14 protein-coding genes are annotated in these 15,157 nt (G+C 62.9%); 3 read left to right on the forward strand and 11 right to left on the reverse strand.

Features of this window, described 5'->3' with window-relative positions:
- Positions 1–2 precede the first annotated feature (2 nt).
- The 3 genes from dnaE to PLAV_RS19990 form a co-directional block, all read right to left on the reverse strand.
- The gene (gene dnaE / locus PLAV_RS16255) at positions 3–3,422 is read right to left on the reverse strand and encodes a DNA polymerase III subunit alpha (protein ID WP_012112129.1); all 3,420 of its coding nucleotides are present in this window, start codon (positions 3,420–3,422) and stop codon (positions 3–5) included.
- A 280-nt stretch (positions 3,423–3,702) separates the two neighbouring features.
- Positions 3,703–4,875 carry a DUF262 domain-containing protein gene (locus PLAV_RS16260; protein ID WP_012112130.1) on the reverse strand — a complete coding sequence of 391 codons (1,173 nt, stop codon included), beginning with the start codon at positions 4,873–4,875 and terminating at the stop codon, positions 3,703–3,705.
- A gap of 98 nt (positions 4,876–4,973) precedes the next feature.
- The gene (locus tag PLAV_RS19990) at positions 4,974–5,108 is read right to left on the reverse strand and encodes a hypothetical protein (RefSeq protein WP_012112131.1); all 135 of its coding nucleotides are present in this window, start codon (positions 5,106–5,108) and stop codon (positions 4,974–4,976) included.
- A 153-nt stretch (positions 5,109–5,261) separates the two neighbouring features.
- On the opposite strand from PLAV_RS19990, the gene PLAV_RS16265 reads away from it, so the two are divergent.
- Together PLAV_RS16265 and PLAV_RS16270 are read left to right on the forward strand one after the other, a co-directional pair.
- The gene (locus tag PLAV_RS16265; RefSeq protein ID WP_012112132.1) at positions 5,262–5,792 is read left to right on the forward strand and encodes a dihydrofolate reductase family protein; all 531 of its coding nucleotides are present in this window, start codon (positions 5,262–5,264) and stop codon (positions 5,790–5,792) included.
- Positions 5,793–6,002: 210 nt separating this feature from the next.
- Positions 6,003–6,473, forward strand: a complete 471-nt coding sequence (locus tag PLAV_RS16270; RefSeq protein ID WP_049767813.1) for an SRPBCC family protein — start codon at positions 6,003–6,005, stop codon at positions 6,471–6,473.
- A gap of 67 nt (positions 6,474–6,540) precedes the next feature.
- Here the strand turns inward: PLAV_RS16270 and PLAV_RS16275 are convergent, their stop codons facing one another.
- From PLAV_RS16275 to PLAV_RS16300, 6 genes are all read right to left on the reverse strand, one after another.
- Complete coding sequence (locus PLAV_RS16275; protein WP_041536080.1) at positions 6,541–6,765, reverse strand: hypothetical protein; 225 nt, start codon at positions 6,763–6,765, stop codon at positions 6,541–6,543.
- Between the two features lie 92 nt (positions 6,766–6,857).
- Positions 6,858–7,586 (reverse strand): ABC transporter ATP-binding protein, encoded by a 729-nt coding sequence (locus PLAV_RS16280; RefSeq protein ID WP_012112135.1) that lies wholly within the window; start codon positions 7,584–7,586, stop codon positions 6,858–6,860.
- Positions 7,579–8,862, reverse strand: coding sequence for a lipoprotein-releasing ABC transporter permease subunit (locus PLAV_RS16285; protein ID WP_012112136.1), 1,284 nt, complete (start codon positions 8,860–8,862; stop codon positions 7,579–7,581). Before PLAV_RS16285 ends, PLAV_RS16280 begins: the two co-directional genes overlap by 8 nt.
- A gap of 22 nt (positions 8,863–8,884) precedes the next feature.
- Complete coding sequence (gene proS / locus PLAV_RS16290; RefSeq protein ID WP_012112137.1) at positions 8,885–10,204, reverse strand: proline--tRNA ligase; 1,320 nt, start codon at positions 10,202–10,204, stop codon at positions 8,885–8,887.
- A gap of 92 nt (positions 10,205–10,296) precedes the next feature.
- The gene (locus PLAV_RS16295; protein WP_049767814.1) at positions 10,297–11,949 is read right to left on the reverse strand and encodes a hypothetical protein; all 1,653 of its coding nucleotides are present in this window, start codon (positions 11,947–11,949) and stop codon (positions 10,297–10,299) included.
- A gap of 125 nt (positions 11,950–12,074) precedes the next feature.
- Complete coding sequence (locus tag PLAV_RS16300) at positions 12,075–12,506, reverse strand: hypothetical protein (protein WP_012112139.1); 432 nt, start codon at positions 12,504–12,506, stop codon at positions 12,075–12,077.
- 107 nt (positions 12,507–12,613) lie between these two features.
- On the opposite strand from PLAV_RS16300, the gene PLAV_RS16305 reads away from it, so the two are divergent.
- Positions 12,614–13,903, forward strand: coding sequence for an NCS2 family permease (locus PLAV_RS16305; RefSeq protein WP_041536842.1), 1,290 nt, complete (start codon positions 12,614–12,616; stop codon positions 13,901–13,903).
- 511 nt (positions 13,904–14,414) lie between these two features.
- Here the strand turns inward: PLAV_RS16305 and PLAV_RS16310 are convergent.
- Together PLAV_RS16310 and mce are read right to left on the reverse strand one after the other, a co-directional pair.
- Entirely contained in the window at positions 14,415–14,693 is a 279-nt protein-coding gene (locus PLAV_RS16310; protein ID WP_012112141.1) for a DUF1467 family protein, read from the reverse strand.
- Between the two features lie 32 nt (positions 14,694–14,725).
- Positions 14,726–15,130 carry a methylmalonyl-CoA epimerase gene (mce, locus tag PLAV_RS16315; protein WP_012112143.1) on the reverse strand — a complete coding sequence of 135 codons (405 nt, stop codon included), beginning with the start codon at positions 15,128–15,130 and terminating at the stop codon, positions 14,726–14,728.
- Between the last annotated feature and the right edge of the window lie 27 nt (positions 15,131–15,157).

Below are 15,157 nucleotides of genomic sequence, written 5' to 3' on the forward strand. Positions count from 1 at the left end.
CGTCATATGTCCTGGATCTCGACGATGCCGGGAACCGATTTTATCGCGCCTCGGAGCTGGGGGGTGACGCGGTAGCGGTCTTTCAGTTTGAGTTCGACCTCCCCTCCACCCTCGGTCATGAGGATGAGGGAGACGATGCCCTTGCCGCGTTCGGCGAGACGCGATTTCAGGGGCTCGATGGAGGACTTATCCTCGATGAAGATCTTGAGGCCGGCGCCGGTGTCCTTCACGACCTCGTCGACGCTGCGGAGCGACTGGGCGCGGAGTTTCACCTCCTCGCCGATGCGCTCGATCTCGACATTGAGGACGACGGCGCTGCCCGGCTCCATGAGCTGGCGGGACTGGGCGAGGACTTCGGAGAAGACGACGATCTCGAACTGGCCGGTCGGGTCCGACAGGGAGAGGAAGGCGAAGGGATTGCCCTTCTTGGATTTGCGCTCCTGCTTCGCGGTGACGGTGCCTGCGATCTTGGCCGCCGTCGAGGTCTTCCCGAGCAGCTCGGCATAGGTCACGACGCCCGCGCGCTGAAGGGCGGTCCGGTAATCATCCAGCGGGTGGCCGGAGAGATAGAAGCCGACGGCATTGAATTCCTCGGTGAGGCGGTCCATCGGCAGCCAGGGCTCGATAGCGGGGAGTGCCGGGTGAGCGGCGGCGACGCCGCTTTCCTCGCCGAAGAGGCCGACCTGTTTGCTCTCGCGCTCCTGCGCGGCGACGTTCGCGGTGCCCAGCAGGAGATCGGCGGCGGCGAGCACCTGGGCGCGGTTGGGGTTCAGCGCATCGAAGGCCCCTGCCCGCGCCAGATTTTCAAAGGTGCGCTTGTTGATAAGACGCGGATTGATGCGGCGCGCGAAATCGAAGAGGTCGCGGAAGGGGCCGCCCTCGCGGCGAACCTCCACGATGTGCTCCATGGCCTGAAGGCCGACATTCTTGATGGCGGCGAGCGCATAGAGGATTTCGCCGTCGGCGACGCCGAAGAGGCCTTCGGAGCGGTTTATGCAGGGACGGCGCACCTTCAGGCCGAGGCGCTCCGCCTCCTGCTTGAAGAGGCCGAGCTTGTCGGTGTTACCGAGATCGAGGCTCATGGAAGCGGCAAGGAACTCGACCGGGTGGTTCGCTTTCAGCCAGGCGGTCTGATAGGCGACGAGCGCATAGGCGGCGGCGTGGGACTTGTTGAAGCCGTAGCCCGCGAACTTGTCGACCAGTTCGAAGATGCTGGCGGCTTGCGCCTTGTCGATCTGCTTGGCGACGGCGCCGGTGACGAAACGCTCCTTTTGGGCCTCCATCTCGGCCTTGATCTTCTTGCCCATGGCGCGGCGAAGAAGATCGGCTTCGCCGAGCGAGTAACCGGAGAGGATCTGCGCGATCTGCATCACCTGCTCCTGATAGATGATGACGCCGTGCGTCTCCTTCAGGACGGGCTCAAGCAGCGGATGGAGGTAGTCCGGCTTTTCGGTTCCGTGCTTGCGCTTCACATAGGACGGGATGTTGTCCATCGGGCCGGGACGATAGAGCGCGACAAGGGCGATGATGTCCTCGAAACGGTCGGCCTCCAGCTTGCGCAGCACATCGCGCATGCCCGAGCTTTCAAGCTGGAACACACCGATCGTCTCGCCCCGGCCGAGCATGGCAAAGGTCTTTTCATCCGCCAACGGAAGATTGAGCAGGTCGATCTGGATGTCGCGGCGGGCGAGAAGCTTCACGGCGCGGTCCAGGACGGTGAGCGTTTTCAGGCCGAGAAAGTCGAACTTCACGAGGCCGGCGGGCTCGACCCATTTCATGTTGAACTGGGTGACCGGCATGTCGGAGCGCGGGTCGCGGTAGAGCGGCACCAGCTCATCGAGCGGACGGTCGCCGATGACGACGCCGGCCGCATGGGTCGATGCGTGGCGATAGAGACCTTCGAGGCTCTGGCCGATTTCAAGAAGCTTCGCCACCGTCTCGTCGGCGCGCTGTTCTTCCTGAAGACGGGGCTCGCCCTTGATGGCTTCAGGCAGCGTGACCGGCGCGGCCGGATTGTTCGGCACCAGCTTGCAGAGACGGTCCACCTGTCCATAGGGCATTTGCAGCACGCGGCCGACATCGCGCAGCACGGCGCGGGCCTGCAGCTTTCCGAAGGTGATGATCTGAGCGACCTTGTCCTCGCCGTAGCGCGCCTGCACATAGCGGATCACTTCGTCGCGGCGGTCCTGACAGAAGTCGATGTCGAAGTCGGGCATCGAGACGCGTTCGGGGTTCAGGAAGCGTTCGAAGAGGAGACCGAAGCGCAGCGGATCGAGGTCGGTGATGGTGAGCGCCCATGCGACGACGGAGCCCGCGCCCGAGCCACGGCCGGGGCCGACGGGAATGCCCTGCCCCTTCGCCCATTTGATGAAGTCGGCAACGATGAGGAAGTAGCCGGGGAAATCCATCTTGATGATGACGTCGAGCTCGAAGTTCAGGCGGGCGCGATACTCCTCTTCCGGCGCGACGGCTTCGAGCGTCGCGAGGCGCATGGTGAGCCCCTCCTCCGCCTGACGGCGCAGCTCGTCCGCCTCGCTGGTGCCGGCGGCGAATTTCGGCAGGATCGGATTGCGGGTCTGCGGACGATAGGCGCAGCGGCGCGCGATCTCGACGGTGTTTTCAATCGCTTCCGGCAGGTCGGCGAAGAGGGCCGCCATCTCGTCCTGCGACTTGAAGCGGTGCTGCGGCGTGAGGCGGCGGCGATCCGACTGCACGACATAGGCGCCGGCGGCGATGCAGATCAGTGCGTCATGCGCCTCGTATTCGGATTCGCGCGTGAAATAGGGTTCGTTGGTGGCGACGAGCGGCAGCTCATGCTTGTAGGCGAGTTCTATCAGCGGGCCTTCCACGATTTGCTCGCGGGGAAGATCGTGGCGCTGAAGCTCGACATAGAGACGGTCGCCGAAGATGCGCTTGAGGCGCAGCAGAAGTTCCGCGGCGGCATCGGGCTGGCCCGCCTCTATGAGGCGGTTGACGAGGCCGTCCGGTCCGCCGGTGAGGCAGATCAGGCCTTCCTGGAATTCCTCGACCTTTTCCATCGTGACATGGGCGGGCTCGGCGGCATCCGGCCCGAGAAAGGCGAGGCTCGACAGCTTCATCAGGTTTTCGTAGCCGCGCTCATCCTTGGCGAGGAGCGCGAGATTGCCGGAGGGCTCGCGCCGGATCGGACCGCGCGTCGGCTCGTCGGAGGTATCGAGAAGGACGGGGAGCGTGCAGCCGGTGATCGGCTGGATGCCTTCCTTCGCGAGTGTCTCCGAGAACTCCAGCGCGCCGAAGAGATTGGCCGTGTCCGTGAGGGCGATGGCGGGCATGCCGTTCGCCTTGCAGAGCTTCGGGATGTCCTTGATGCGGATCGCGCCTTCCAGCAGCGAATAGGCCGAGTGAAGGCGGAGATGGATGAATTTGGGGGGCGAGTCGGACATGGGGCATTTTCGGATGCCCTTGCTTCAGAGTCACGCGGCGGGTGGTCTAAAGCTGTGGACAACTCGTTCGGCTATGAGGACGCGGCGATGCCGCGCCCCTCCCCAAACCGCTTGCAGCTGTTTGCCCATCCCTCAGGGGAAGGGTGGGAAGGACCTTGTCACTTGCTCAGTGCTCCCACCCCGAAATTTGCGAGGGCAAATTTCATCCTTCAGGAGGATGGGAGAAAGCAGCGCCTCCTATCCTTCATCCCTTCGGGCTATACTCTTCACCTTTCAGCCATCAAAGCGTGTCCAGAATCTCCAAGAATTTTTGCTCTCTCGTCGTGCGCCGCCCCGGATGAGTCGTCTGCTTTGCAGCTGCACCCATGTACTCACTTAAAGCTTCCGCTACCGTTTGGCTTTTCGGGGGCTTTGCGCCCTCCTTGATGAGTTTGGAGAAAGCAAGGAGTTTGCGTCGGACATTTGGATAGTCCGGAGCCGCGCCGCCAGCATCCAGCAACTCCGAGGACAGCAGTGTTGTTACCATTGTATAGAAATGTGGTAGGTCGCGTGCCAGCCGGCTTTCACCAAGGGGCGTTTCGTCGTAGCTAACGTCCAAAAAGGCAAAGACGCGTTGAAGCTTTCTTTTTTCTGCCGCCGCCAGAGCGTGGCTATCGTCGCCTTTTTCTACCTTTATGAAGGTCTTCAGAATTTGATTCGGTTGACGATGTTTGCCTGTTCGGTTCATGAGTACCAACTCGAATAGACGCTCCCACATTCGGTCAACTTTCTGACTGGGGTCAGATGCTGCCTCTACTATCTGAAGCTTGTCTAGCACTCGCGAATAGGCTGTGTTTTTAGGCTTGAAGTACTTGTCTTGCTTGCGGATCTGCTCCTGGGCGACCAATTCGAACACGCTCGATAGAAGTTTGTTCTTCTTACCAATTGCTTTGACGATATCGAATCTTTTTACCTTCTCACCCTGTTGGTTGATGTCGACAAACAGGTTGATAATCTCGTCGAGCGACGTTTCATCGTCGAGGTCAATTTCTATGGTCGGGATAGCGTACTCTCTGAAGTCACGCACGACTTCATCCGACAAATTCTTGAACATTGTCTTTTTGCCATCCACTTCAATCTGGAAGTGGATTTGAGAACGCTCTTTTTCAGAAAAGAAATAGTCTTTGACGCCAGCGACGTTCATATCCTTCCTGTTGGAACCGATGAACAGGATTAGGCTTTCTAGCCGCTGTTTTCCGTCAAGAATGTTGTATTCGAAGGTCGAACCAGCCGGCTCTTTATAAAGGAAAATGGCCGGTATAGGACGCCCAGCAACCATGTTTTCCAGCAGGCGCTTTCGATGCTCCGGTTTCCAAACATGCCCGCGCTGAAACGGCGGGATTAGATTTATTTTCTTTCCGTTGAAGTAACCGATCAGCTGATCGAGCTTCATCTGCGAGTTAGTATAATGCATCTTCCCCCCCCGGGTTGTGAGCCATTCTCCCCTTGTTCTCAATAGCACAAGATTCTGACTCGGAGTCAGAGCTCGCACTATTCTCCGTTGGCCCTGCTCTAGCCGATCAGGGTTTGGGCGATGACGGTCCAGGTGCTGACGACCCAGATGAAGGCGCCGACGGAGATGAGGGCCGCGACGTCCTTGAACCAGCCATCCGATGTGCCGCCCGCCTTGTTCCAGATACCGCGCATTTTGAAGCCCTCCAGTGGATGTTCATCAAATGTTCCGAACTGGAATGTTGCTCATTTGTTCTCATCTGTCAAGCAGGCGTCATTGCGGCTAATCCTGCTTCTCATGGCCGCCGCCCGCGCTATTCTCCGGGCCCCGCAGCAAGAGTGTGCAGCATGGCCAAGATATTTTTCGGAATGAACCAGTCGCTGGACGGCTATGTCGACCATATGGGCTTTGCGCCCGGCCCCCGGCTCTTCCGTCACTTCATCGAGCAGACGCGCGGGCTGACAGGGAGCCTTTATGGCCGCCAGCTCTATGAGATCATGCGGTACTGGGACGAGGAGCATCCTGAATGGGGAGCGCCGGAGCGCGAGTTCGCGGCGGCGTGGCGGAGCAACCCGAAATGGGTCGTGTCGCGCACGCTGAAATCCGTCGGGCCCAACGCCACGCTTGTCGCGGGCGAGCTCGCGGCAGCGATACGCAAGCTCAAAGCCGAGTTCGACGGGGAGATCGAAGTTGGCGGACCGGAGCTGGCGCGAAGCCTGACGGAGCTCGGCCTGATCGACGAGTACCGGATCTATCTCCATCCCGTGGTGCTGGGCAGCGGCACGCCCTTCTTTGCCGGTCCGCGGCCGCCGCTCCGCCTTGCCGCCAGCGACCCGATGGGCGAGGACGTGATCCGGCTGACCTACGTTCCCGCCTAGGCGCTCTCAGTAGCGGGCGAAGGTCTCGCGGGTGCCTGTGACGCCGTGGGTGGGGCGCCCCCTCACCCTTCCCACCTATGCGGCTTCGCCGCTTCGGCGGGCCCCTTCCCTCTCCCCGAGGGGAGAGGGAGCCGTGACTTGACCGCGGCGCGAACGGGCGGCACACTTAACCTCTTAGTTAAGCTTCCCGTAACCAGTGCGAGCGATGTCATGACCGCTTCCCCCCAAGAGCAGCCTTCTGCCGGCGCGGAGACAGGTTCCAAGCCGAGCCTGATGATGCGGCGGAAGTTCAATGCGCCGCGCGACAAGGTCTATGCGGCGTGGACGGACCCGGCGCAGCTGATGCAGTGGTTCGGGCCGGAGAATGTGACCATGGCGGAGGCCACCTGCGATGTGCGCGTGGGCGGGCATTTCCATGTCGTGATGATCGAGGACAATGGCGAGCGGCACGAGGTGAACGGCGTCTACAAGGAAGTGGTGCCAGGGGAGAAGCTCGTCTTCTCATGGGCCTGGTACACGACGCCGGACCGGGAATCCCAGGTGACGGTGCGCTTCAAGGATGAGGGCGAGGCGACAATGCTGACGCTGATCCATGAGCAGCTTTTCGACGAGGCGGCGAAGGCCGGCCATACGCATGGCTGGACAGGCTCGCTCGAGAAGCTGGAAGCGTTTCTGGGATAAGGCGGGCGCAACGCAGCAGCGAACCGCCGCGAAAGCGGCGGCCTTGCATCCGCGCACGGCGCTTTGGCTAGGCGCGCCTTGCCTTCAGCCGGGCGTTGCGCGCCGCGCTGGCGGACACGTCCCGCGCCGTCCGTCCCGCAGGGGCGAAGAACAGCGCATAGACGACCAGCATGAACGCCACGCCCATCCAGGCCAGGACACCCGGGCCCCAATCCGCCGTCAGGAACGGCGACAGGCTTTCCGACACGTTCACATAGGACTCGCGCAGATCGCCGGCGACAAGTTGTTGCATCTCCCCCCTCAAGGATCTGCCCTCCCTCTCCATGTCTCCCTGAGAGAAGCCTAGGACGGATTCGCGCTATGCCAAAGCGATTTGAGGGGGTGTCAGAGGCTCTGATAGGCGGCCGCTATGTCGGTGCCTTCGTGGAGGGTGCCATCATGGAGGAGGACGACGCGGTCCATATGGCCGGCGAGGTCGAGATTGTGGGTGGCGACGAGGGCGGCGACGCCTTCCGAGCGGCAGATATTCAGCAATTCGCCGAAGACCATGCGCGAGGTTTTCGGATCCAGGTTGCCGGTCGGCTCGTCGGCGAGGAGGAGACGCGGACGGTTGGCGAGCGCGCGGGCGATGGCGACGCGCTGCTGCTCGCCGCCGGACAGCTCCGCCGGGCGGTGCATCGCACGGTCGGCGAGACCCATACGGCCGAGGAGGTCCATCGCGAATTCACGCGCGGCGCGTTTCGGCACGCCTGCGATCATCTGCGGCAGGATCACGTTTTCGACGGCGGAGAATTCGGGCAGGAGATTGTGGAACTGGTAGACGAAGCCGACCTGGCTGCGGCGCATGGCGGTGCGCCGCGCATCCGACAGGGCGACGCCGTTGACGCCGCCGACCCAGACCTCGCCATCGTTCGGCGCCTCGAGCAGGCCCGCGATGTGGAGGAGCGAGGATTTGCCGGAACCGGAGGGACCGACCAGCGCGACGATCTGGCCTTCATAGATGTCGAGATCGGCGCCGGCGAAAATATGCAGCGCCTCCTCGCCCTGGCGATAGGTGCGTGTGATGCCGCGAAGGGCGAGGACGGGATCGCCGCTCATGATGCGCTCATTCATAACGGAGCGCCTCTACCGGATCGAGCGAGGCGGCGCGCCAGGCGGGATAAAGCGTGGCGGCGAAGGACAGGAAGAGCGCCATGGCGACGACCGCGCCGACCTCGCCGGGATCGACCTCGGCCGGCATGTGGGTGAGGAAATAGACTTCCGGCGAGAAGAGCTCGGTGCCGGAAAGATCCGAGAGGAATTTGCGCAGCGTTTCGATGTTGAGGCAGAAGGCAAGGCCGAGCAGGAAGCCCGCCAGCGTGCCCGCGCAGCCGATCGAGGCGCCGGAGATGAAGAAGGCCCGCATGACGGCGCCGCGCGTGGCGCCCATGGTGCGCAGGACGGCGATGTCCCTGCCCTTGTCCTTCACGAGCATGATGAGGCCGGAGATGATGTTGAGGGCTGCGACGATGAGGATGAGCGTGAGGATGAGGAACATCACGTTGCGCTCGACCTGGAGCGCGCTGAAGAAGCTCTGGTTCATCTGCTGCCAGGTGAGGACGTTGCAACAGGGGCCCGCCGCCTCCATGACCGGGCGAATGAAATCATTCACCTTGTCGGGGTTCTGGAAGCGAAGCTCGAGGGCGCTGACGCCTTCATAGGTGCGGAAGAAACCGCGCGCCTCGTCGAGCGGCATGAAGACGAAGCTCGCGTCATATTCCGACATGCCGATTTCGAAGATGGCGCGGATCGGGAAGGAGGCGACGCGGGGGGCGGTGCCGAAGGGCGTGATGGCGCCGCGCGGCGAGAGGAGCGTGATGCTGTCGCCGACGGTGAGGCCCATGTTCTGCGCGAGACGCGAACCGATGGCGACGCCGCCCTCGTCGAAGCCGTCCAGCGAGCCGACTGTTATGTTATCGGCGACGACGGAGAGGCTCTTCAGGTCCTGCTCGCGCAGGCCGCGGACAAGCGCGCCGCTGGCATTTTGCGGGCTCTGCACCATGACCTGGCCATCGACCAGCGGCATGACGCTGACGACGCCGGGGACGGAGCGGATGCGCTCTGCGATGGCGTCGTAGTCGGCGATGCTGGCGCCGACGCCGCGCACGAACATGTGGCCGTTGAGACCGAGGATGCGGGAGAGAAGTTCGGTGCGGAAACCGTTCATCACCGACATGACGATGATGAGGACGGCGACGCCGAGCATGATGCCCGCGAAGGAGAAGCCGGCGATGACGGAGATGAAGCCCTCGCGGCGGCGGGCGCGGAGATAGCGCATCGCGAGCAGCCATTCGAAGGCGCCGAAGGGGCGGCTGCTGCCGGCGCGGGCTCTGCTTGTCGTGTCCGTCATGTGCCGTCCTTGTTGGCGGGGGTTACCCCGCTATCTTCGCCAGTGCGGCTTCGGGGCTCAGTTCTTCCTTTTCGCCGGTGGCGCGGCGCTTCAGTTCGACGGTGCCAGACTTGAGGCCGCGCGGGCCGATGACGAGCTGCCAAGGGAGACCGATCAGGTCCATGTTCGAGAACTTGGCGCCGGCGCGCTCATCCGTGTCGTCATAGAGGACGTCGATCCCTTGCGCGGTGAGCTTCTCATAGATGCTCTCGCAGGCGGCATCGGTTTCGGCATCACCGGACTTCAAATTTATGAGACCGACCGTGAAGGGCGCGACGGCATCCGGCCAGACGATGCCGGCGTCGTCGTGGCTCGCCTCAATGATGGCGCCGACGAGGCGGGAGACGCCGATGCCGTAGGAGCCCATCTGGACGGGGACTTCCTTGCCGTCCGGCCCGGTGACGAGGGCGCCCATGGATTGTGAATATTTGGTGCCGAAGAAGAAGATGTGGCCGACCTCGATACCGCGCGCGGAGAGCTGCTTGTCCTTCGGGACTTCGGCGTCGAACTTCGCGGCGTCGTGCTTCTCGTCGGTGGCGGCGTAGAGGTCGGTGCGGGCGGCGATGACGGGGTTGAGGTCCGTCTCGTAGTCGATGTCGTCGCCGGGGACGGCCATGTCCACGAGGTCGCGGTGGCAGAAGACGGCGCTCTCGCCCGTCTCGGCCAGGATGATGAATTCATGGCTCATGTCGCCGCCGATGGGGCCGGTGTCGGCGGCCATCGGGATCGCCTTCAGGCCCATGCGCGCGAAGGAGCGGAGATAGGAGACGAACATCTTGCGATAAGCGCGGCGCGCACCCTCGACATCGAGGTCGAAGGAGTAGCCGTCCTTCATGAGGAATTCGCGGCCGCGCATGACGCCGAAGCGGGGGCGGATCTCGTCGCGGAACTTCCACTGGATGTGGAAGAGGTTGCGCGGCAGGTCGCGGTAGGAGCGGACGGCGCCCCGGAAGATGTCGGTGATCATCTCCTCGTTGGTGGGGCCGTAGAGCATGTCGCGCTCGTGACGGTCGACGATGCGGAGCATTTCGGGCCCATAGGCATCGTAGCGGCCGGACTGGCGCCAGAGGTCGGCGGACTGGAGGGTCGGCATCAGGAGCTCGATCGCCCCTGCCCGCTTCTGCTCGTCGCGGACGATGCCCTCGATCTTGCGGAGCACGGCGAGGCCGAGCGGCAGCCAGGCATAGATGCCTGCGGCGGTCTGGCGGACCATGCCGGCGCGGAGCATCAGCCGGTGCGACGCGATCTGCGCCTCGGCGGGGTTTTCCTTCAGTGTGGGCAGGAAATATCTGGAAAGGCGCATGATGACCCTGAAAATGGCTGCCGGACGGAAACGCGGCAACCCGCGGCCGGACCCTTGAGCCCGCCGGAAGCTTGCAATATGGGCGTCAAGTTTTAGGGGGTCCCGGCCGGATTCGCAATGTCGGCGCGCGGGCCGGCACCGCGTTGGGCGACGCCGGTGAGATATGCCTTCACATCGATATCCGGCCCCTGCTCCACGCCCCGCCCGGTGCGCAGGCCCCAAGGGCCGCTTTCCAGCTCGGCGATGGAATAGCCCATATCGACATCATAGGTGCGGTCGATCTGGTTGCGGAGGTAACGCTGGGCTTCGTACCAGCGGGTCTTCTGCGCGCCATCGCGGCAGGAGGCGAGCTCCTCGCCCTGCGCGCCCCAGCGGCGCTCCACACATTGATAGGGATCGAAGGAAAGGTCGTAGAGGCGGTGGGCGATACGGTCGATGGAAAGCTCGACGGTGCGGCCATCCGAATTGCGGTAGGAGATGCTGCATGCCGCGTTCTGTTCCTCATAGGCGGCGAGGAGATCGCGGGCGAGATTGTCGCCTTCATAATGAAGGCGCGGCGCGTCCACCATGTCCATCTTGATGAACTCTACGACGAGATCGTACATCTCCTTGAAGGCGGTCTTCATGCGCGCATCCCGCGAGGGCGTGGAGTAAAGCTCCCACACACCGTCGGTGCCGTAGATGTTGCGCGGCAGACGATCTGGCGGCGACATGTTCTGAATGCCGCGCCCGACCGAAATCTCTACCGCCTGCTTGCGCGAGCGCAGGTCGAAGCAGATCGACTGCATCATGGATTTCATTTCCGCGACGGGATGGTATTCGAGTTCGCCAGCGGAGAGGCGCGCGCGGAGATAGGTATAGAAATCCATGTTCTCGCCGTTCCAGACCCAGGAGGCGGTGCGCCAGCCATAAGGACTGCCGGGCGGGCTGCCCTGATATTGCTCCAGAGAAAAATCGGGAATGTCGGCGTTGCGGGCGCCGACGATCCTGCCGCCGACAAGCGCGCCATTCGGCGCACGCGTTGCACCGACGACTTCGATGGGGCGGAACTTCTGGAAGATGGAGCCGAGCTGCGGGCCGGTGCGCAGAAACTCACGGCCCAGGAATGTGCGGCTCAGCGAATGATCCGGGTGGGAGGAGAAGATGAGGACGCGGCCACCGGACTCGACCTTCCAGACGAGCGAGGCGTGGCCGTTCACGTCATAGGCGATAGTGCCGGGAACGATCGCCTCGCGATCTAGGCGCGGCGAATAGGTGTCCGCGAACATGCCGGGCTCGTCCCATGTCGCATCGCGCCGGAACATGGCCGTGGAGACGACGTTGACGAGCGTGTGCAGGACGGAGATTGCGTTGACGCCCGAGGCGGCGCGGGGGACGGAATCCCGGCCAACGATGACGTTGCCCTCCTCGGAATAGCGAATATCCGCACCCGGACCATCGGACGATTTCATGGCGCTCTGCCAAGCGAATGGCAGGCCGTTCTTCCAGGCGAAATAGGCGCGCAAGACATAGGGCATGTCGGCGCAATCGACATAGAAGCGGGTTTTCGGATCGGTGTGGCGATAGGGATTGGCGGCGCTCTTTATGCACTCGTCGAAGGTCCAGCAATCGGCGCCGCCGAGTGCCGCGACGAAATCCTGCCATGCCTTTTCGTCCGCATCGCTCCACCGCTCCTGGGTGATGCGCCAGCGTGCATCCTGCGCGGCGGCAGGCAGAGCCGTGGCCGCCAGCCAGAAAACGGCCATGCAAAAACACGCGGCGGAAACCACCGCCTTCCGGCAGAACAAACGCATTGAAAGCCACCCCAACATTGCAGCCAAGGGTGCGGGCGGGGCCGGGCCATGTCAATCAAAGGGGGATATGGCGCGGGCTATTTCACCGGCTTGTGATGCAATCTTGCACAGGCTTCGGCGATGGCATGGTTACCGCCGGAAACATCCTGACCATCCATCGTGGTGTGGCCGGTATCCATATCGATGACGACGCGGGCGACGCTCATTTTGGTGGCGGAATTAAAGGCCGGATTGCGGCCTATCAGCGGATCGAGCGTCACATCGAATTCATAAACGGGGCGATTGCCATAGCGGTAGCCGTCGAGGTCGGCAGGGGCCACGGCGCTGCCATCCGCCGCGACGCCGGGGACATAGTCGGCGCCGCCGGGCTGATAGAGGGCGATGCGGCGGCAATCGGCTTCGGATATCTGCGCGTGACGCAGCTCATCCGCGCCGGCGAGCATTTCCTCCGCCGCGAGGGGGGAAACGATCAGCAGGCCGAGCAAGGGGACAAGGGCGGGCTTCATCATGCTTCCATACTGCGCGCGGGGCGTTTAAGGAATTGTTGCGGGGATTTGGCGGCGAGGCAAATCAGGGCCTGGGCGGGGGTAGCAGAATGGCGGATGGGGGAAGCGGGATTTTCGAGCGGGTGTTCGCCTTGCGGGCGAACGGCACGACGATCCGCACAGAGGTGCTGGCGGGGGCGACGACCTATCTCACGATGGCCTACATCATCTTCGTGAACCCGGCGATCCTGGCGGCGGCCGGGATGGATTTCGGGGCGGTGTTCGTGGCTACCTGTCTTGCGGCGGCGGCGGGCTCTCTCATCATGGGGCTTTATGCGAACTATCCCGTGGCGCTGGCGCCGGGGATGGGGCTCAACGCCTATTTCGCCTTTGCCGTGGTGCCGCTGTTCGATGGCGACTGGCGGCTTGCGCTTGGTTGCGTGTTCGTTTCCGGCTTTCTTTTTCTGCTGTTGTCGCTGTCGCCCTTGCGCGAGCGGATGGTGAACTCGATTCCGCGCTCGCTCAAGTACGGGATCGGTGCGGGCATCGGTTTTTTTCTCGCGCTGATCGGGCTGAAGAATGCGGGCGTTGTCGCGGACGATCCGGTGACGCTTGTTGCGCTTGGCGATCTCGGTCATCCGGCCGCCCTGCTCGCCTGCGCCGGCTTTGTCGTACTGGTGGCGCTGCAATACAGGCGCGTACCCGGCGCCATCATGCTGACGGTTCTCGCGATTACGCTCGCGGCATTGTTGCTCGGCCTGCAGGAGTTCAAGGGTGTGGCGGCGGCACCGCCTTCGCTTGCGCCGACATTCCTGCAGATGGATCTGGCCGGTGCATTTCAGGCGGGTTTCGTCACCATCGTTTTCGTGTTTCTGCTGGTCGACCTGCTCGATACGACCGGCACGCTGGTGAGCGTGGCGCAGCGGGCCAACATGGTGGGCGCGGACGGCAATATTCCACGGCTGCGAAAGGCGATGGTGGCGGATTCATCCGCAACGATCATCGGCGCGGCGCTCGGCACATCGACGACGACGAGCTATATCGAAAGCGCGGCGGGCGTCGATGCGGGCGGGCGAACGGGGCTGACGGCGGCGACCGTCGGCGGGCTCTTCATTGCGAGCCTTGTCCTTGCGCCGCTTGCCGAGATGGTGCCGCTCTATGCGACGGCGCCCGCGCTCGTCTTCATCGCCTGCCTGATGGCGCGCAGCCTCGCCGATATCGACTGGGGCGATGTGAGCGAGACGGCGCCCGCCATCCTGACGGCGATTGCCATTCCCCTCACCTTCTCGATCGCGACGGGCATTGGCCTTGGGTTGATTTCCTATGTCGCGATCAAGCTGCTGGCCGGGCGGGGGCGGGAGCTGAACATTGCGGTAGTGGCGATTGCGGCGGCCTTCGTGCTCAAGCTGGCTTTGCAATGAAACGCCGGTGTTGCGATCAATCCTGTCGGTAAGTTGCGGGGGGTGTGCGTAATGCTTGCAAAAATTTCGCGGAGTGCAAAAAGACGCGTGACAGGATGACGCAGGGTGGCTATAGTCCCTTCAACAAAAAGGGAAAAGCGCGATAGCGCGAGCCCAAGTTTAGGGAGGGAACGCTGACCTTGACCGTCCGAAAAGGATGGCGAGGGCGCGACCGAGGGAACACTACCGAGCAAGGCCACGAAAGTGGACCTTGCTTTTTTTTGGGCTCAGAAAAGTCTCGAGATTCGTCATGGCCCGGCTAGTCCGGGCCATCCACGACTTGGCGTTGTCAGCCAAGAAAGACGTGGATGACCCGCATAAAGCGGGTCATGACGGTTTTGTTTAGATGGCCCGCCTAGCTGGCTCAGAGCCCCCGCCCCGAAATTTGCGAGAGCAAATTTCGACCCTCCCCCCAGGGGAGGGTGGGAGGAAGATCGGTGCCGCGGGTAAAGTCCGACCCGGTTGCTCGGGTTCAGTATTCGTTGCTGAGGTCGGGCATGAAGGGGATGCTGTCGAGGGGGATTGGCTGGTAGATCCATATCCACGCGACAAAGGACCAGGCGATCGCGGCGATGATCGTGGTTATGCCCGCCTTGATGAGCAGGCCATGGCGCGCGGGGGCGCCGGCATCCGTTCCGGGGATGACTTCCTCACCGCTTTCGGTGCGGGATTTGATGCCCCAGGGCAGGACCGCGAAGAGCGTGACCCACCAAAGGATGAAATAGATGGCGAGGCCTGCGGGCCAATCCATGAATGCTTCCCCTGCCCGGTTTGCCCCGGGCCTTATGCCTGTTCCAGCTCGACCAGCGTGCCGTAAAGGTCTTTCGGGTGGAGGAAGACGACCGGCTTGCCATGGGCGCCGATGCGCGGCTTGCCCGTTCCGGTGATCGTGACGCCTTCGGTGTTCATTTTTTCGCAGGCGCTGTCGATATCCTCGACCTCGATGCAGATGTGGTGGATGCCGCCCTTCGGATTCTTGGCGAGGAAGCCGGCGATGGGCGAATTCTCACCCAGGGGCTCCAGCAGCTCGATCTTGGTGTTGCCGAGATCGACGAAAACGGTGGTCACGCCGTGGTCTGGCTGCGGCACGGCGTCCGAGACCTTGGCGGCAAATTTCGTGCGGTACATCTCGCCCGCCGCGCGCACGTCCGGCACGGCGATGGCAACGTGATTGAGGGGACCGAGCATATGCCTGTTCCTTAACCGTTGAATTCC

Origin of the sequence: Parvibaculum lavamentivorans DS-1 (genome assembly GCF_000017565.1) — a bacterium.
GTDB lineage: Bacteria > Pseudomonadota > Alphaproteobacteria > Parvibaculales > Parvibaculaceae > Parvibaculum > Parvibaculum lavamentivorans.